Raw genomic sequence first — 16,003 nt, 5'->3', positions numbered from 1 at the left:
GCAAGAAGCGCATGAAGATGGTGGGCCGTGTCGAGGTGCCGCAGGAGGCGTTCATCGCCGCGCTCTCCGGCGATGTCGAGACCAAGGACAAGAAGTAGCCCACCCCGCTGAACCCGGGGGATGTGACGGCGCGCGGCGCAGGGGGTGTTCGCTCAGGGAACCCGAAGTAGGCTGGATCTCATGCGGCGCGGGACTTTCCGAGACGACACGGTGGACTATGCGGCCGTGGGTGCGACCCACGCCCCCGATCTGATGCAGTACCCGCCGGAGCGCAGCATCCCGGCGGAGGAATCCTGGCGGATCGGCAGTGGCGAGGAGCGTTTCCAGACGGCCGGCGAAGCCCTGCTGTCGTGGACGGCGCAGCGTGCGGCCGGGCTGTCCGTGGAGGACGTCCGTCCGGCTCCCGGTCCCGCCTATGCGGGCGTGAGCTTCGACGCCGAGGGCAATCCCATCGCGTCGAGCAAGCGGGATGTTGAGCCGCGCTACGACGCCGAGGGGATGCCCTTCGTGGGCGCGGGCATGACGCTGCACCTGCGGGGCCGAGTCGGCGGCATGCGCGCCGACTCCGAGCTGCGTGTGATCTCGGTCACGGAGGAGACCCGGCGGATCGGCTTCGTGCTGGGCACGGTCGGAGGCTCCGTGGTCAGCGGCGAGGAGTCGTTCGACGTGGACTGGCGCGAGGACAACGACGAGGTCTGGTTCACGGTCCGGGCCTTCGACGCCCCGAACACGCTGCTCTACCGTCTCGTCCCCGCTCTGATGAAGCGCCGCCGTCGCGAGCTCTTCGCGCGCTACCTCCGCGCGATCTCCCCGCTCTACGCGACCCCGGTGTGATGGCGGGACCACTTCCGCTCGGGGATCCGGCGCCCGCGGACGGGCGACTCCCCGCCGATCTCCCGACCTCCGCCGAGACGCCGTTCTCCGCCTACCTCCACATCCCGTTCTGCCGGGTGCGCTGCGGCTACTGCGACTTCAACACGTACACGTCCGGTGAGCTCCGCGGGGCGAAGCAGGAGGACTACGCGTCCACCCTCATCGGGGAGATCGCCCTCGCGCGCACGGTGCTGGACGAGGCCGGAGCGCTGCGCCCGATGGACACGGTGTTCTTCGGCGGCGGCACGCCCACGCTGCTTCCCGCGGGAGACCTCGCCCGCATGCTGGGAGCGGCCACCGCGGCGTTCGGACTCGCACCGGGCGCGGAGGTCACGGTCGAGGCCAACCCCGACACCGTGACCCCGGAGGTCGCGCGCATCCTCGCCGAGGCGGGGGTCACGAGGCTGTCCATCGGCATGCAGTCCGCCGTCCCGCACGTCCTCGCCGCGCTCGACCGGACGCACCGACCGGAGAACGTGCGCACCGCCGTCGCCGCCGCGAAGGAGGCCGGACTCGCGGTCAGCGTCGACCTCATCTACGGCGCACCGGGGGAGACCCTCGCCGACTGGGAAGCCTCGCTCGACGCCGCCCTGGCCCTGGAGTCCGACCACATCTCCGCCTACGCCCTCATCGTCGAGGACGGCACGAAGCTCGCCCGTCAGATCCGTCGCGGCGAGGTGCCGACCCCGGACGACGACCTCCAGGCCGACATGTACGAGCTGGCGGACGAGCGCCTCGCCGCCGCCGGGTTCGAGTGGTACGAGGTCAGCAACTGGGCTCGCAGCGAGGGGCAGCGGTCGCGGCACAACCTCGCGTACTGGCGGGGCAGCGACTGGTGGGGCTTCGGTCCCGGCGCCCACAGCCACGTCGCCGGACTCCGGTGGTGGAACGTCAAGCATCCCGCCGCCTACGCGCAGCGCCTGGCGGCCGCGTCGTCGCCGGCGGCCGGGCGCGAACGTCCGGACCTGGAGGCGCGGACCCTGGAGCGCATCCTCCTCGTCAGCCGCATCCGCGAGGGGATCGCGGTGACCGACGTCCCGGAGCAGAACAGGGGGCGGGTGGCCGGGCTGATCGCCGACGGCCTGATCGATGCGGCGGCGGCGATCCGCGGGCGCGTCCAGCTCACGCTCCGCGGCCGTCTCCTCGCCGATGCCGTGGTGCGCGAGCTGACGGACTGAGCCGCGACGCCGGGCTGTCCGCCTTCGGAGATCTCCCGATCACAGGAGGTAGGATTGGCACTCAGGGTGGCAGAGTGCCAGCATCCGGTCGGCGGGAAGGGGAACCCATGGTCACAGAGCGAGGGCTGCAGGTCCTCCGCGCGATCGTGCAGGACTACGTCGAGACGCACGAGCCCGTGGGCAGCCGTTCCATCGTCGACCGTCATTCCTTCGGTGTCTCGGCGGCGACCATCCGCAACGACATGGCGCAACTGGAGGACGAGGAGCTGATCACGGCTCCGCACACCTCATCCGGACGCGTGCCGACGGACAAGGGGTACCGGGTGTTCGTCAATCACCTCGCGCAGCTCCGTCCGCTCTCCACCGCGCAGCGTTCCGCCATCGAGTCCTTCCTCGCCGACCCAGCGGACCTCGACGATCTGATGGCGCGGACCGTCCGCGTGCTCACACAGCTCACCGGCCAGGTCGCCCTGGCCCAGTACCCGTCGTTCGCGCGGGCGCACGTGACCCACGTGGAGCTCGTGACGCTCGCTCCCAACCGGCTCCTCACAGTCCTGGTGACCGATGCCGGCGGGGTGTCGCAGCGGATCACCGTGCTCCCGGACATGATCGACGAGGCGGATCTCGCGGTGCTTCGCGCGCGACTCTCCGCCCTCATCACCGGCCAGGCGATCGCAGCGGCCTCCGACCGGCTGCAGCCGCTCCTGGCCGCCGACGAGACGCCGCAGGACCGCGTGCTCCGCACGGTCGCCGCCGTCGTCGTGGACGAACTCGGCGGCTTCCGGCAGGAGCGGCTCGTGATGGCGGGCGCGGCGACTCTGGCGCGGCGCGAGCAAGACTTCCGCGGCAGCATCCATCCCCTCCTCGAGGCCATCGAGGAACAGGTCACGCTGCTGCGGCTGATGAGCGAGATGGTGCCCGACGAGCACGGCCTCGCGGCGAGCATCGGCACCGAGAACGCCTCCTTCGGGCTCGGCGAGGCGTCGATCGTCGCCAGCAACTACGCGGCGCCCTCGGGGACCGCGCGGGTCGGTGTCATGGGGCCCACCCGGATGGACTATCCGAGCAACCTCGCGGCGGCACGGGCGGTCGCCCGCTACCTGTCGCGAATGCTCGACGACGACGAGGCCGGCCGCTGAGGCGGCCCCCACGGAAACACACGCAGAAGGGCGATTGTGGCGGACCACTACGAGGTTCTCGGGGTGTCCCGGGACGCTTCCACCGATGAGATCAAGAAGGCGTATCGGCGCCTGGCACGGCAGCTCCACCCGGACGTGAACCCGGGTGAGGAGGCCGCAGAGAAGTTCAAGCTCGTCACGCACGCCTACGACGTGCTCAGCGACGAGGAGTCACGCCGCCGCTACGACATGGGCGGCGGCGACGGCGCGAACAACTTCGGCGGCTTCGGCGGCTTCGGCGACATCTTCGAGACGTTCTTCGGCGCGTCCCAGGGTGGCGGTCGCGGCGCCCGCCCGCGGTCGAGGCGTGAGCGCGGGCAGGACGCGCTCGTCCGGGTCACCCTCGACCTCGGCGACGTCGTCTTCGGCGCGCACCGCGACATCGAGGTCGACACGGCCGTGCTCTGCGAGACCTGTCAGGGCTCCTGCTGCCAGGAAGGCACCTCGCCGGTCACCTGCGACATCTGCGGGGGCACCGGTCACGTGCAGCGTCAGGTGCGGAGCCTCCTCGGCAACGTCGTCACCTCCCAGCCGTGCGGCACGTGCGAGGGCTACGGCACGACCATCCCGTACCCCTGCGGCACCTGCGGCGGGCAGGGACGGGTCCGGTCGCGTCGCACGGTCTCCCTCGACATCCCGGCGGGCGTCGAGACGGGCCTGCGGCTGCAGCTCCCCGGCTCCGGCGAGGTCGGCCGCGCGGGCGGTCCGAACGGCGATCTCTACGTCGAGGTGACGGTCAACCCGCACCCCGCGTTCAGCCGTGACGGCGACGACCTGCTCGCCACGCTCGAGGTGTCCATGACCGACGCCATCCTCGGCACCGAGACCTCGATCGAGGGACTCGACGGGGAGGTCGACCTGGAGATCCGCGCGGGCGTGCAGTCCGGCGACGTGCTGACCATCAAGGGGCGGGGCATCACGCCGCTGCGCGGCACCCAGCGCGGCGACCTCCGCGTCGGCGTGCAGGTGGTCACCCCCACCAAGCTCGACTCCGCGCAGCGCAAGCTCATCGAGGACTTCGCCAAGAAGAACAAGGCGCCGGGCCCGCAGCTCGCGCAGTTCCAGCAGGGCCTGTTCTCCAAGCTCCGCGACCGGTTCCGCACCCACTGATCGTGGCGCTGCACTTCCTCGTCGAATCCGCGGGCGACGCCGCGGTGGGCGGTCTCGTGTCGCTCACCGGGGCCGAGGCGAAGCATGCGGCCGTCGTCCGGCGGCTCCGCGTCGGTGAGGCCCTCACCGTCGGCGATGGCCGGGGCGTCTGGCTGACGGGCGTCGCCGAAGAGGTGTCGCCGTCGCGCGTCGACGTCCGGATCACCGAGCGCGTCGAGCACGAGCCCGCGAGTCCGCGCCTCGTGCTCGTACAGGCGCTGGCGAAGGGCGACCGCGACGAACTCGCCGTGCAGGCCGCGTGCGAGCTCGGCGTCGACGAGATCGTGCCCTGGCAGGCGGGGCGCAGCGTGTCCCGCTGGGAGGGACCGAAAGCCGTGAAGGGGCGCGAGCGCTGGGCGACGATCGTCCGCGAGGCAGCCAAGCAGGCGCACCGGGCCTGGGTGCCCGAGGTGGCCGCCCCGGAGTCGACCGCGCAGCTCGCGGCCCGCGCAGCGACGCAACGTGTGCTGCTGCTCGACCCGACCGCTCCCGCCCGGCTCTCCGCGCTCGTCCCCGATGACCGCGACCTCGTGCTCGTGGTGGGGCCAGAAGGCGGGATCGCTCCGGAGGAGCTCGAGAAGCTCACGGCCGCGGGCGCCGAACGCGTGCTCCTCGGCGACACCGTGCTGCGCACGTCGACCGCGGGTCCCGCGGCGATCGCCGTGCTGTCGGCCGCCCTCGGCCGGTGGTGACCGGCCGCGCCACGCGGTCCCCCCAGTAAGCTGAGAGCATGAGCGAACCCTCGATCTTCACGCGCATCCTCACCGGGGACATCCCGGGGGAGATCCTGCTCGACACGGGCCGCGTCTTCGCGATCCGCGACATCGATCCGCAGGCGCCGCTCCATGTGCTCGTCATCCCCAAGACCGAGGAGTACCGCGACGTCACCGCACTCGCGGCCGGGGATCCCGCACTGCTGGCCGAGATGGTCGCCGCGGCGAAGCGCATCGCCGACGAGCACGCGAACGGCGAGTACCGCCTCATCTTCAACAACGGCGCGAGCGTCGCGCAGTCCGTGTTCCACGTGCACGCCCATGTGCTCGGCAACCTCGAGGAGAACAAGCTCGTTGGCTTCTGACGATCAGGAAAACGTCACCGAACGGCTCTACGCCGACGGCGTCGCGATGGTGCAGCTGCTCGGTCCGCAGGACCGGCTGCTGCGGATGCTCGAGCGCGAGCACCGCGACGTGCAGGTGCTCGTCCGCGGCAACGAGATCACGCTCACGGGCGAGCGCGAGGCCGTCGCCAAGGCAAAGACCCTCGTCGACGAGCTCCTCACGATGACGAGGGCCGGGCACGACCTCGCCCCGAGCGACGTGTCGAGCTCGGCGCGCATGCTGCGTCAGGATGGCGGCCCGCGGCCCAGTGAGGTGCTGGGCGAGGCGATCCTCTCCACGCGCGGCAAGGTGATCCGGCCGAAGACCCTCGGTCAGAAGGAGTACGTCGACGCGATCGAGGAGAACACGATCGTGTTCGGCATCGGTCCGGCCGGAACGGGCAAGACCTACCTGGCGATGGCGAAGGCCGTCCAGGCGCTGCAGCGCAAGGAGGTCACCCGCATCATCCTCACCCGTCCGGCGGTCGAGGCAGGGGAGCGCCTCGGGTTCCTCCCCGGAACGCTCACCGACAAGATCGACCCGTACCTGCGGCCGCTCTACGACGCACTGAACGAGATGATGGATCCGGAGATCGTGCCGCGCCTGATGGCGACCGGCACCATCGAGGTCGCCCCGCTCGCCTACATGCGCGGGCGCACGCTCAACGACTCCTTCGTCGTGCTCGACGAGGCCCAGAACACCACGCCCGAACAGATGAAGATGTTTCTCACGCGTCTCGGGTTCGGCACGAAGATGGTCGTGACCGGCGACATCACGCAGGTCGACCTCCCGCAGGGCGCTTCCGGCCTCCGTCTGGTCACCCGGGTGCTCGACGGCATCGACGACATCCACTTCTCCCGTCTCACCAGTGACGACGTGGTCCGGCACTCCCTGGTGGGGCGCATCGTGGACGCCTACAGCGAGTACGACGAGCGGCGCGTGGCGCAGCGGGCTGAGCGCGAGCAGGCGCACGAGTTCGCCAATCGTGCCGAGCGCCGCGGCGCCCAGCGACCAGGACCACGCGACCGCATGCCGAAACGAGGGCTCTCATGATCGAGATCAACAACGAGTCGGCGATCGACGTCGACGAGACCGTGCTGCAGCGGCTGACCGACTTCAACCTTGCGCAGTTGCACGTCAGCGCGGACGCCGAGGTGGCCATCGTGCTCGTCGACGAGGGTGCCATGGAGGCGCTGCACGTGCAGTGGATGGATGAGCCGGGCCCGACCGACGTCCTGAGCTTCCCCATGGACGAGCTCCGCCCCGGCACCGAGGACCGGCCGACGCCCCCAGGGCTGCTCGGCGACATCGTCCTCTGCCCGCAGGTCGCGGAGACACAGGCCCAGGCCGCCGGCCACACCCTCATGGACGAGCTCATCCTGCTCACGACGCACGGACTGCTGCACCTGCTCGGGTTCGACCACGCCGAGCCGGACGAGGAGCGGGAGATGTTCGGGCTGCAGAAGCAGCTCATCCAGGGCTTCGCCGCGTCCGAGCGTCGTCGGCGATGACGGAGCTGCTGCTGCTCGTCGCCGCCGTCCTGCTGGTGGCGTTCGGTGGCCTCATGGCCGCGATCGACGCGGCGTACAGCGTCACCTCCCGCGCCGGTCTGGCCGACATGGCCACGGAGGGCCGCCGCGCGAAGGCGCTGGAACGGATCGCCGCCGATCTCGACGCGCACGTCAACGCCGTCGCCTTCATCCGCGTCCTCGCGGAGGTGACGGCCGCCGTGCTGGTGACGGTCGCGTTCACGATCATGTTCGAGAGCATCTGGTGGGCCATGCTCGCCGCGGCCATCCTGATGACCGGCATCACCTTCGTCCTCGTCGGGGCGAGTCCGCGCACGTTCGGGCATCAGCATGCCGAGAGCATGATCCGGGGCAGCGCGAACGTCGTCCGCGGGCTGCGCATCATCCTCGGGCCGATCGCCCAGGGACTCGTCGTCCTCGGAAACCGGGTGACGCCGGGTACCGGACGCAGCTCATTCTCCAGCGAGGATCAGCTGCTGAGCATGGTCGACGAGGCCGCGTCCAACGACCTCATCGAGGAGGACGACCGCGACCTCATCCACTCGGTGTTCGACTTCACGGACCAGTTCGTCCGCGCGGTGATGGTGCCGCGCACGGAGATGGTCACCGTGGGTGCGGAGGCGACGACCGACGAGGCCATGTCGCTCTTCCTGCATCGCGGCGTGTCCCGCATGCCCGTGGTCGACGACGAGGCCGACGACGTCGTCGGGGTGCTGTACCTCAAGGATCTCGTGCAGTTCGCGTACCGCGACGACAGTGCCTGGCGTGCGGCGTCCATCCGCCCGATCGCACGACCGGCCACGTTCGTCCCCGAGTCGATGCGCGCCGAGACCCTGCTGCAGCAGATGAAGCGCGATGCCGTGCATGTGTGCCTGGTGATCGACGAGCACGGCGGCATCTCGGGGCTCGTGACGCTGGAGGACCTGATCGAGGAGCTCGTCGGGGAGATCTCGGACGAGTACGATCAGGTATCCGCGGAGTTCGTGGATCTCGGTGCCGGACGCTACCGCGTCAGCTCGCGGCTGTCGCTGGAGGATGTGGGCGATCTGTTCGGCCTCGAGCTCGAGGATGAAGACGTCGACTCGATCGGCGGGCTGCTCGGGAAGGCGCTCGGACAGGTCCCGCAGCCCGGCGCGACCGCGGTCGTGGACGGCCTGGTCCTCACGGGTGGCGCCTCGCGAGGGCGCGGCCGAGGGATCGCGACGGTGTTCGTCGAGAGGGCGGCAGAAGCCGACGAGGCGCAGGAAGAAGGAGAGCGACGCGATGACTGAGGACACCCGGAGCGGGTTCGTGACCTTCGTCGGCCGACCGAACGTCGGAAAGTCCACCCTGACGAATGCGCTGGTGGGCGACAAGATCGCCATCACGAGCGAGAAGCCGCAGACCACCCGCCGGGCGATCCGCGGCATCCTCAACCGCCCCGACGGACAGCTCGTCATCGTGGACACCCCCGGCATACACAAGCCGCGCACGCTCCTGGGCGAGCGGCTGAACGACCTCGTGGAGCAGGTCCTGGGAGACGTCGACGTGATCGGCTTCTGCGTGCCCGCGACCGAGAAGGTCGGTCCGGGCGATCGGCGCATCGCCGCGTCGCTCGACGGCTACCCGCGCGCGCAGAAGATCGCGATCGTCACGAAGACCGATGCCGCGGGGCGCGACGAGATCACCGAGCGGCTGATGGAGGTGGACTCCCTCCGGGAGGACTGGGCCGCGGTGATCCCGCTGTCGGCGCTGACGCACGACCAGCTCGAGGTGCTCGCGGACGAGATCCTGCAGCTCATGCCGGAGGGGCCCGCGCTGTACCCCGAGGGCGTCACCACGGACGAGTCGACCGAGGACCGCATCGCCGAGATCATCCGCGAGGCCGCCCTCGACGGCGTGCGCGACGAGCTCCCGCACTCGATCGCCGTCGTCGTCGACGACATCGCCCCGCGCGAGGACAGCGACCTCACCGACGTTCATGCCTCGATCGTCGTCGAGCGGGACAGCCAGAAGGCGATCATCATCGGCCACAAGGGCAAGCGTCTCCGCGACGTGGGAGCGCGCGCCCGCGCCGGCATCGAGGACCTTCTCGGGACCCGCGTGTTCCTCGGGCTCCACGTCAAGGTCGCGAAGGAGTGGCAGCGCGACCCCAAGCAGCTCGGGCGGCTCGGGTTCTGACATGCCGGACTGCAGGACGTCGGAGGCGGCGGGCCGACCGCCGACCCCACCGACATGATCGGCCGCGGCGAAGACCCGAGCTCGCTGCGGAACGAGGTCTTCACACGAGTGTTCGATGAGCACTGGGCGGCGGTGCGCCATCACATCGAGGGCGTCGTCCCGGATGACGACGAGGTCAGCGAGATCGTGTCGGAGGTCTTCCTCGACGCGTGGTCGCGGCTGCGCCCCACCCGTCCGCCGGGGAAGGTCTGGCTGCTCCGTCAGACCGACCGTCACCTCCGCGCGCGGGCTCGTCGCTCCTCCGTCGTGCACGGGGCGATCGACGCGGTGCATTCGGGGCTCTCCGGCGACCCGGAGAGCCTTGGCGGGTTCGGGCGCAGCGAGGTGCTCAGAGCTTTGGGTGTCCTCACGCCGGGGCAACGGCGTATCATCATGCTCACGTACTGGGATGGACTCGCGGTGGGGGAGATTGCGGAACTGCTGCGTGCTTCCGAGTCCCGGGTGCGGAAGACGCTGGCGCGGGCCGAAGAACGGCTGCGCGCCACGCTGGGACTGGAGGGGACGGGGAGTGCGTGATGTCTGACAATGCCCTGCTTGAGCGTGTGCTCGTGGAGGCCGATCCCGCGCGCACCCCGCGAGATGCTCCTCCGGACGCGCGCGCCATCGCCGCGCGCGACCGCATCATCCGGTCCGCGGGTGCCCCGCGACGCCGGCGAGCACGGACGATCGGCTGGGCGGCAGGGCTGACGGCTGTCGCCGCGTCCGCCGCTGTGGCGATCGGTGTCCTCCTCCCGCAGGGAGCCGCCGTGGCGGGAGCGCCGTCTCCGCTCGTGTTCGAGGATGCCGGTTCGCTGGGTGACACGGTGGCCGCGGCGGAGGCGGATCTCGCGGTCTTCAGTCCACCAGCGGAACCGGAGCGCTCGACACGCACGGCCTTCTGGTCGTACAACGTCGAGGTCGACACCGAACGGGCCGAGGTCGTGCCGCAGTTCGCGACCTTCACCTGGGAGGAGGACCTCTCGGGAGAGGCCGTCGCCATCAACGGTGAGCCGTACGCGCCGACGGATGCGGTGGCGAACGGGCAGGCCGAGGTGAAGAGCACGGGCGAGGTGGCATCCCGTGTCGTCCTCGCTCCGGGTGAGTTCGTCACTCCCGTCGTCGCTGTCCCGGGCGATTCCGCTGAGGACGTCCGGGCATTGCTGGTCGCCTTCGACATGCCTGAGCAGCCGACCGCGTTCGAGGTGGTGACGGCGATCACCTCCGTCTTCGGGCAGTGGACGCTCACGAACGCGCAGCACGCCGAGCTGCTGGCCTTGATCGAGGAATCCGGGGGCGCGGAGGCTCTGGGGACGACGAACGATCGTCTCGGCCGCCCGGTCTCCGGTATCCGTGTGGTCTCTGCCGACGGCGTCGTCCGTGACGACGTGCTCGTATCGCTCGACACCGGCCGCATCGTGGGTCTCGAACGGACTGTGCTCAAGGACGACGGGGTGTTCCCCGCGGGGGCGATCGTCGACTACCGGATGTGGGACATCGACGAGGAGATGCTGCGATGACGCGGCAGCGCATCGCCGTCGTGGTCGGACTGGCCCTGGTCCTGACCGGAGCAGGCGGCCCTGTCGTCGCGGCCACGGCTGAGGAGCCGCCGCTCGACCCGCTGATGGTGCGCATCCTCGACGAGGTGCCCGGTGGCGTGGTGATCGACGCCGGCAGCGCCGTATGGCCGAAGCTCGACATGGAGTACACCTCGAACATGGCGACCGTCCGCACGATGGCGCGAGCGGTCGGGAACTGTGCGACCGGTCGCATCTGCGCGTACCGGGAGCTCAATCGCGTCGGCGCCATGCTGAGCTGGGGAAGCTGTACGACCATCGCGATCCCGTCCTCCTTCGCGACGAAGTCGGCGGCGAACGCCCGCACCTCCGGTTACATGCAGGTCCGGAACGGGAGCACAGTCCTGGCGACGGTCTCCGCCAATGCGTGGAGCAACGTCTCCGGCTCGGCGACCAACATCCGCTGCTTCCTCTGACGGCAGGACGGCTGACCATGGCGAGGCACTGGGTGGCGGAGGCGGCGGGATCTCCCGATTCGTGGGAGTTCGAGGAGTATGAGCCCGCGGCGCCGCGCGAGGGCGAGGTCACGATCCGGGTCCGGGCCGCGGGGGTGAATCCGGCCGACGCGAAGCATGTCGCCGCCGCCCGGCCGGGGATCGAGTTCCCGGTGCCCATCGGCTACGAGGTCTCGGGTGAGCTCGCGGCGATCGGCCCCGCGACCCGCATCGGTTCCGGTGAGGCCGAGGTCGGCGATGAGGTCGTGGCGTTCCGCGTGCGGGGCGGTTACGCGACCGAGGTCACGGTGCCCGCGGCGAAGGTGTTCGCGAAGCCGTCCACGCTCACCCACCCGGAAGCGGCCAACCTCCTGCTCGTCGGCACGACGGCCGCGGAGATGCTCGCCGTCACCGGGGCGACGCCGGGGGAGACGGTCCTGCTGCATGGGGCGTCCGGCGCGGTGGGTGTCAGCGTGCTTCAGCAGGCGCGGCTCCGGGAGGTCCGGGTCATCGGCACCGCCAGCCCCAAACGCTTCGGCGAGGTCCGCCGTTTCGGTGGGATCCCGGTGGCCTACGGCTCCGGACTCGCTGATCGGGTGCGCGCGCTGGCCGACGGGCCGATCGCGGCGGCTCTGGACGCGGTGGGCACGGACGAGGCCGTCGACGTGTCCGTCGCCCTGGTGTCCGATCGCCGCCGGATCGTCACGATCGCGAACTTCGCGCGAGCGTCGGCCGACGGGTTCCTCGCGATCGCGGGGTCGATGCCCGACAGCGCCCGGTTCCGCGACGAGGTGCGCAGCGAGCTCATCGCCCTGGCGCAGAACGGTGACCTGGTGGTGCCGCTCGCACGCACGTTCCCGCTCGCCGAGGCGCCCGAGGCCCATCGGCTCCTCGCCACCGGTCACCCGGGCGGCAAGCTCGCCCTGGTCACCGACGCCTAGTCGATCTCGCGGAGCGCAGACGTGACGACGACCACGTCCTCGCCGTACTCGGCATCGACCGCGTCCTGCAGCGTCCCGTCGTCCCAGACGACCTGGAGCCACACGTAGCCGCGGTCCGTCGACAGGGCGAGCGCGTCCGCGCCGAGGCGTCCGGCGATGTCGTTCTGCACCCGATTCAGCTCGTCCGCCGAGCTCGTGCCGTCGACGCCGGCCGTCGGATCCTCCGGAACCATCGGATCGTAGAGGGCGAGGAGCGACGGGGGATCGGTCACCGTGAATCGCTCGCCGTCCCAGGTGCCGGTCACCGCGTAGGCCCCCCACCGCGTCTCGCCGGACGCCTCGCGGCCGTCCAGGCCATCCCAGCTCCAGTCGTCGAGCGGGACGCCGTCGCACTGCGGCGGATACGACTCGCGGATCGCGTCGAGACACAGCCGCACGTCCCCGGACTCGTCGAGCACGGTTCCTGTGGCGACGACGCGCCCCTTCGGTGGTGCGGGTTCCGCCTCCTCCAGGAGCATGTCCGAGGGGACGGTCGTGCTTGTCGGCGGAGCGGACGCTCCCGGCGCAGTGGCACAGCCAGCCAGCAGCACCAGCACTGCCGTCGCGACGCCGACGGCGGTGACAGGGCGGTCGCGGAGGATGCTCATACCGACCAGTGTCGCGCGGGCACGCATCGTCTCAGACGTCGAAACGGCTGCGGCTTCCCTGCTAGCATGACCACATGCCTTTCGGCGGTCTGCTTCTTCTTAGCTGCCGCGACGAGTCCTGACACTAGGGCCTTCCTCGTCGCGGCGCTTGTGTTGGCCCGTCCATTTCGACGAAGAGAAGTAGCCCATCATGCAGAACACTCAGCGCCCGTCCGCAATGCCGATCCACAAGTACCGGCCCTTCCACGAGCAGATCACCGTCCACCTGCCCGATCGCACCTGGCCCGACGCCCGCATCACCGAGGCCCCGCGCTGGTGTGCGGTCGACCTCCGCGACGGCAACCAGGCCCTGATCGACCCGATGTCCCCCGAGCGCAAGCGCGTCATGTTCGAGCTGCTCGTGAGCATGGGGTACAAGGAGATCGAGGTCGGCTTCCCCTCGGCAAGTCAGACCGACTTCGACTTCGTGCGTCAGCTGATCGAGGAGAACCTCATCCCGGATGACGTCACGATCCAGGTCCTGACGCAGGCACGCGAGCATCTGATCGCGCGCACCTACGAGGCCATCGCCGGTGCCAAGCAGGCCATCGTGCACCTGTACAACTCCACGAGCGTGCTGCAGCGCGAGGTCGTGTTCCGCACCGACAAGCAGGGCATCATCGACATCGCGCTCGAGGGCGCTCGGCTGTGCCGTCGGTTCGAGAAGACGATCCCGGACACGCAGGTGTACTACGAGTACTCCCCGGAGAGCTACACCGGCACCGAGCTGGAGTTCGCGGTCGACGTCTGCAACCAGGTCATCGAGGTCTTCGAGCCGACCCCCGACCGCAAGGTCATCATCAACCTCCCAGCCACGGTCGAGATGGCGACGCCGAACGTCTACGCCGACTCGATCGAGTGGATGAGCCGCAACCTCGCCCACCGGGAGAACGTGATCCTGTCGCTGCACCCGCACAACGACCGCGGGACCGCGATCGCCGCGGCCGAGCTGGGGTACATGGCCGGAGCCGACCGCATCGAAGGGTGCCTGTTCGGCAACGGGGAGCGCACGGGCAACGTCGATCTCGTCGCGCTGGGCATCAACATGTTCACGCAGGGCATCGACCCGCAGATCGACTTCAGCGACATCGACCAGGTCAAGCGCACGGTCGAGTACTGCAACCAGCTGCCTGTGCCCGAGCGCAGCCCGTGGGCCGGGGACCTCGTCTTCACGGCGTTCAGCGGCTCGCACCAGGACGCCATCAAGAAGGGTTTCGAGGCCATGGCCGCCAAGGCCGAGGCACAGGGCGTGACGGTCGACGAGATCGAATGGGCCGTGCCGTATCTGCCCGTCGACCCGAAGGACCTCGGTCGCTCCTACGAGGCCGTCATCCGCGTGAACTCCCAGTCGGGCAAGGGCGGCGTCGCGTACCTGCTCAAGTCCGACCACGCGATCGACCTGCCGCGCAAGCTCCAGATCGAGTTCTCCGGGGTCGTGCAGGCCAAGACGGATGCCGAGGGTGGCGAGGTCACCAGCGAGCAGATCTGGTCGATCTTCACCGACGAGTACCTGCCGGCCGTCGACACCGAGGCGAAGTGGGGCCGGTTCGAGCTGCTCGCCACGCAGACCCGGAGCGACATGTCCGGTGACGTCGTGCTCGACGTCGTGCTGCGGGACGACGACCAGGAGGTCTCCGTGTCGGGCAACGGCAACGGTCCGGTCGCCGCGTTCGTGGAGGTACTCCGGGGCCAGGGCTTCGACATCACGGTCTACGACTACGTCGAGCACGCTCTCAGCGCCGGTGGCGACGCGCAGGCCGCCGCGTACGTCGAGCTGCAGGTGGGCGACCAGCGCCTGTGGGGCGTCGGCATCGACGGCGACATCTCGACCGCATCGCTCAAGGCGATCGTGTCCGGTGTGAACCGTTCGATCCGCAGCCGTCAGCAGGAGCTGGCCGCCGTCTGACCCTCTTTCGAATCGCGCGATTTGTCGTATTCGGCCGCCCGATGCGACCAATCGCGCGATTCGAAGTGGGGGATCAGTCCATCCATTGCACCAGCTGCCAGATGAGGCCGTTGGGGTCGGCGAACTGGCAGTACCGCTCACCCCAGGGCTCGGTCTCGGGAGCGGTCACCACGCGAGCGCCCGCAGCGGCGATGCGCGCGAACTCCTCCTCGATCTCGTCGACGACGAAGACGATCAGGGTGCCCTGACCGGCGGATCCGGCGATCTCTTCCGGGCGGAACGTCGACAGTCCCGTCTTGAGGAAGATGACGTTGGGGACCGGCCCTGGATGCTGCAACGAGACGAAGCCCTCCGCGGACATCGCCTCCTCGAACCCGAAGTGGGTCATGGCGAAAGCGGCGGAGGCGGCGACGTCGGGGACGTTGAGCGAGAGGGCGGTCTGCGTGATGTTCACGGTTCTCCATTCTGAAAGTCTGTACAGCGTATAGGGTTAAGGCGCGAGCGGTCTAGGCTATTCCCGATGGCCAAGAACCTCGTCGATCTGCTCTGGCGGCACAGCCCCGTTGCTCCGCCGGCGTCGCAGCGCGGGCCGAAGGCGCGACACTCGGCCGATGACGTCGTCGACCGCGCCGTCGCGTTGGCTGACGCCGACGGGCTCGGCGCGGTGACGATCCGGTCTCTCGCGCAGAGCCTCGACCTGACGCCGATGTCGATCTACACCCACGTCAACAGCCGCGCCGACCTGCTCGTCCTGATGGCGGACGCGATGCACACCAGGATGCTCGTCGCGCCTGTGCAGGACTCCGGGTGGCGTGCGGCGGTCCGGGCGATCGCCGAGGACAACCTGCGTCTCCTCCGGACCCACCCGTGGCTCATCGACATCCACGATCCGCGGGTCGCGCTCGGCCCTGGCACCATCGCCAAGTACGACCGGGAGCTCCACGCCTTCGACGGCCTCGGTCTCGGTGCTGTGGAGCGCGACGCGGCGCTGACCTTCGTGCTGGATTTCACCCTCTCCGCGGCAGCACGCATGCGCGATGAGGAGGGTGCGGAGTCGTTCGCGGCATCGTGGGCGGAGGCGGCACCGCGCCTGGCGACCTACCTGGGCGACGAGATGCCGCTCGCTCGATCGGTGGGCCAGGCTGCCGGGGAAGCCATGGGTGGGCCCTACGACGCGCGAACGGCGTGGGAGTTCGGTCTCGCGCGCGTGATCGACGGGCTCGCCGCCACCTGACCCTCTTTCGAATCGCGCGATTGGT

The 16,003-nt window shown here is 69.9% G+C and carries 18 protein-coding genes; 16 read left to right on the top strand and 2 right to left on the bottom strand.

The features are described from left to right. Nucleotides 1–180 precede the first annotated feature (180 nt). The 14 genes from B2W79_RS13800 to B2W79_RS13735 all read left to right on the top strand — a co-directional run bounded on the left by B2W79_RS13800 (nucleotide 181) and on the right by B2W79_RS13735 (nucleotide 12,152). Complete coding sequence (locus B2W79_RS13800; protein ID WP_292790282.1) at nucleotides 181–834, top strand: DUF1990 family protein; 654 nt, start codon at nucleotides 181–183, stop codon at nucleotides 832–834. Beyond that, nucleotides 834–2,051, top strand: a complete 1,218-nt coding sequence (gene hemW, locus B2W79_RS13795; RefSeq protein ID WP_071329517.1) for a radical SAM family heme chaperone HemW — start codon at nucleotides 834–836, stop codon at nucleotides 2,049–2,051. Before B2W79_RS13800 ends, hemW begins: the two co-directional genes overlap by 1 nt. Nucleotides 2,052–2,158: 107 nt before the next feature. After that, nucleotides 2,159–3,190, top strand: coding sequence for a heat-inducible transcriptional repressor HrcA (gene hrcA / locus B2W79_RS13790; protein WP_292790279.1), 1,032 nt, complete (start codon nucleotides 2,159–2,161; stop codon nucleotides 3,188–3,190). A gap of 36 nt (nucleotides 3,191–3,226) precedes the next feature. Continuing rightward, nucleotides 3,227–4,339, top strand: a complete 1,113-nt coding sequence (gene dnaJ, locus B2W79_RS13785) for a molecular chaperone DnaJ (RefSeq protein WP_060922189.1) — start codon at nucleotides 3,227–3,229, stop codon at nucleotides 4,337–4,339. Between the two features lie 2 nt (nucleotides 4,340–4,341). Next, the gene (locus B2W79_RS13780; RefSeq protein WP_292790276.1) at nucleotides 4,342–5,070 is read left to right on the top strand and encodes a 16S rRNA (uracil(1498)-N(3))-methyltransferase; all 729 of its coding nucleotides are present in this window, start codon (nucleotides 4,342–4,344) and stop codon (nucleotides 5,068–5,070) included. Between the two features lie 38 nt (nucleotides 5,071–5,108). After that, complete coding sequence (locus tag B2W79_RS13775) at nucleotides 5,109–5,456, top strand: HIT domain-containing protein (protein WP_071329514.1); 348 nt, start codon at nucleotides 5,109–5,111, stop codon at nucleotides 5,454–5,456. Nucleotides 5,457–5,502: 46 nt separating this feature from the next. Beyond that, entirely contained in the window at nucleotides 5,503–6,528 is a 1,026-nt protein-coding gene (locus B2W79_RS13770; RefSeq protein WP_292790315.1) for a PhoH family protein, read from the top strand. Then, nucleotides 6,525–6,986 (top strand): rRNA maturation RNase YbeY, encoded by a 462-nt coding sequence (ybeY, locus tag B2W79_RS13765; protein WP_025103688.1) that lies wholly within the window; start codon nucleotides 6,525–6,527, stop codon nucleotides 6,984–6,986. Before B2W79_RS13770 ends, ybeY begins: the two co-directional genes overlap by 4 nt. Further along, entirely contained in the window at nucleotides 6,983–8,275 is a 1,293-nt protein-coding gene (locus B2W79_RS13760; protein ID WP_071329512.1) for a hemolysin family protein, read from the top strand. Before ybeY ends, B2W79_RS13760 begins: the two co-directional genes overlap by 4 nt. Continuing rightward, entirely contained in the window at nucleotides 8,268–9,164 is an 897-nt protein-coding gene (gene era, locus B2W79_RS13755; RefSeq protein WP_071329511.1) for a GTPase Era, read from the top strand. Before B2W79_RS13760 ends, era begins: the two co-directional genes overlap by 8 nt. 54 nt (nucleotides 9,165–9,218) lie before the next feature. Further along, on the top strand, nucleotides 9,219–9,740 hold the full coding sequence (locus B2W79_RS13750) for an RNA polymerase sigma factor (protein WP_292790269.1): 522 nt from the start codon (nucleotides 9,219–9,221) through the stop codon (nucleotides 9,738–9,740). Next, nucleotides 9,740–10,720: a hypothetical protein gene (locus B2W79_RS13745; RefSeq protein WP_292790267.1), complete on the top strand. Its 981-nt coding sequence runs from the start codon at nucleotides 9,740–9,742 to the stop codon at nucleotides 10,718–10,720. The genes B2W79_RS13750 and B2W79_RS13745 overlap by 1 nt, the downstream gene beginning before the upstream one ends. Next, nucleotides 10,717–11,193 carry a hypothetical protein gene (locus B2W79_RS13740; RefSeq protein WP_292790265.1) on the top strand — a complete coding sequence of 159 codons (477 nt, stop codon included), beginning with the start codon at nucleotides 10,717–10,719 and terminating at the stop codon, nucleotides 11,191–11,193. Before B2W79_RS13745 ends, B2W79_RS13740 begins: the two co-directional genes overlap by 4 nt. A gap of 17 nt (nucleotides 11,194–11,210) precedes the next feature. After that, nucleotides 11,211–12,152: a quinone oxidoreductase family protein gene (locus tag B2W79_RS13735; protein WP_292790263.1), complete on the top strand. Its 942-nt coding sequence runs from the start codon at nucleotides 11,211–11,213 to the stop codon at nucleotides 12,150–12,152. Here B2W79_RS13735 and B2W79_RS13730 read toward each other — a convergent pair. After that, entirely contained in the window at nucleotides 12,149–12,799 is a 651-nt protein-coding gene (locus tag B2W79_RS13730) for a hypothetical protein (RefSeq protein ID WP_071329507.1), read from the bottom strand. The two genes, B2W79_RS13735 and B2W79_RS13730, sit on opposite strands and share 4 nt — an antisense overlap. 190 nt (nucleotides 12,800–12,989) lie before the next feature. On the opposite strand from B2W79_RS13730, the gene leuA reads away from it, so the two are divergent. Continuing rightward, nucleotides 12,990–14,744, top strand: a complete 1,755-nt coding sequence (leuA, locus tag B2W79_RS13725; protein ID WP_292790261.1) for a 2-isopropylmalate synthase — start codon at nucleotides 12,990–12,992, stop codon at nucleotides 14,742–14,744. Between the two features lie 73 nt (nucleotides 14,745–14,817). Here leuA and B2W79_RS13720 read toward each other — a convergent pair whose 3' ends face one another. Then, on the bottom strand, nucleotides 14,818–15,198 hold the full coding sequence (locus tag B2W79_RS13720) for a VOC family protein (RefSeq protein WP_292790260.1): 381 nt from the start codon (nucleotides 15,196–15,198) through the stop codon (nucleotides 14,818–14,820). A 66-nt stretch (nucleotides 15,199–15,264) separates the two neighbouring features. Here B2W79_RS13720 and B2W79_RS13715 point away from each other — a divergent pair, with 66 nt between their 5' ends. Then, on the top strand, nucleotides 15,265–15,978 hold the full coding sequence (locus B2W79_RS13715) for a TetR/AcrR family transcriptional regulator C-terminal domain-containing protein (protein ID WP_071329504.1): 714 nt from the start codon (nucleotides 15,265–15,267) through the stop codon (nucleotides 15,976–15,978). The last annotated feature ends 25 nt before the right edge of the window (nucleotides 15,979–16,003 follow it).

Origin of the sequence: Microbacterium sp. UBA7513, assembly GCF_002478345.1 — a bacterium.
Lineage (GTDB): Bacteria > Actinomycetota > Actinomycetes > Actinomycetales > Microbacteriaceae > Microbacterium.
The sequence above is the reverse complement of the archived record's forward strand: the minus strand, read 5'-3'. Positions and strand labels throughout refer to the sequence as shown.

Excerpts from the sequence above, each read along its gene's own strand:
- B2W79_RS13800 (WP_292790282.1), top strand. The coding sequence starts at position 181 with ATGCGGCGCGGGACTTTCCGAGACGACACGGTGGACTATGCGGCCGTG.
- ybeY (WP_025103688.1), top strand. The coding sequence starts at position 6,525 with ATGATCGAGATCAACAACGAGTCGGCGATCGACGTCGACGAGACCGTG.
- B2W79_RS13770 (WP_292790315.1), top strand. The coding sequence starts at position 5,503 with ATGGTGCAGCTGCTCGGTCCGCAGGACCGGCTGCTGCGGATGCTCGAG.
- B2W79_RS13775 (WP_071329514.1), top strand. The coding sequence starts at position 5,109 with ATGAGCGAACCCTCGATCTTCACGCGCATCCTCACCGGGGACATCCCG.
- era (WP_071329511.1), top strand. The coding sequence starts at position 8,268 with ATGACTGAGGACACCCGGAGCGGGTTCGTGACCTTCGTCGGCCGACCG.
- B2W79_RS13715 (WP_071329504.1), top strand. The coding sequence starts at position 15,265 with ATGGCCAAGAACCTCGTCGATCTGCTCTGGCGGCACAGCCCCGTTGCT.
- hrcA (WP_292790279.1), top strand. The coding sequence starts at position 2,159 with ATGGTCACAGAGCGAGGGCTGCAGGTCCTCCGCGCGATCGTGCAGGAC.
- B2W79_RS13750 (WP_292790269.1), top strand. The coding sequence starts at position 9,219 with ATGATCGGCCGCGGCGAAGACCCGAGCTCGCTGCGGAACGAGGTCTTC.
- leuA (WP_292790261.1), top strand. The coding sequence starts at position 12,990 with ATGCAGAACACTCAGCGCCCGTCCGCAATGCCGATCCACAAGTACCGG.
- B2W79_RS13740 (WP_292790265.1), top strand. The coding sequence starts at position 10,717 with ATGACGCGGCAGCGCATCGCCGTCGTGGTCGGACTGGCCCTGGTCCTG.
- B2W79_RS13760 (WP_071329512.1), top strand. The coding sequence starts at position 6,983 with ATGACGGAGCTGCTGCTGCTCGTCGCCGCCGTCCTGCTGGTGGCGTTC.
- hemW (WP_071329517.1), top strand. The coding sequence starts at position 834 with ATGGCGGGACCACTTCCGCTCGGGGATCCGGCGCCCGCGGACGGGCGA.
- B2W79_RS13730 (WP_071329507.1), bottom strand. The coding sequence starts at position 12,799 with ATGAGCATCCTCCGCGACCGCCCTGTCACCGCCGTCGGCGTCGCGACG.
- B2W79_RS13735 (WP_292790263.1), top strand. The coding sequence starts at position 11,211 with ATGGCGAGGCACTGGGTGGCGGAGGCGGCGGGATCTCCCGATTCGTGG.
- B2W79_RS13745 (WP_292790267.1), top strand. The coding sequence starts at position 9,740 with ATGTCTGACAATGCCCTGCTTGAGCGTGTGCTCGTGGAGGCCGATCCC.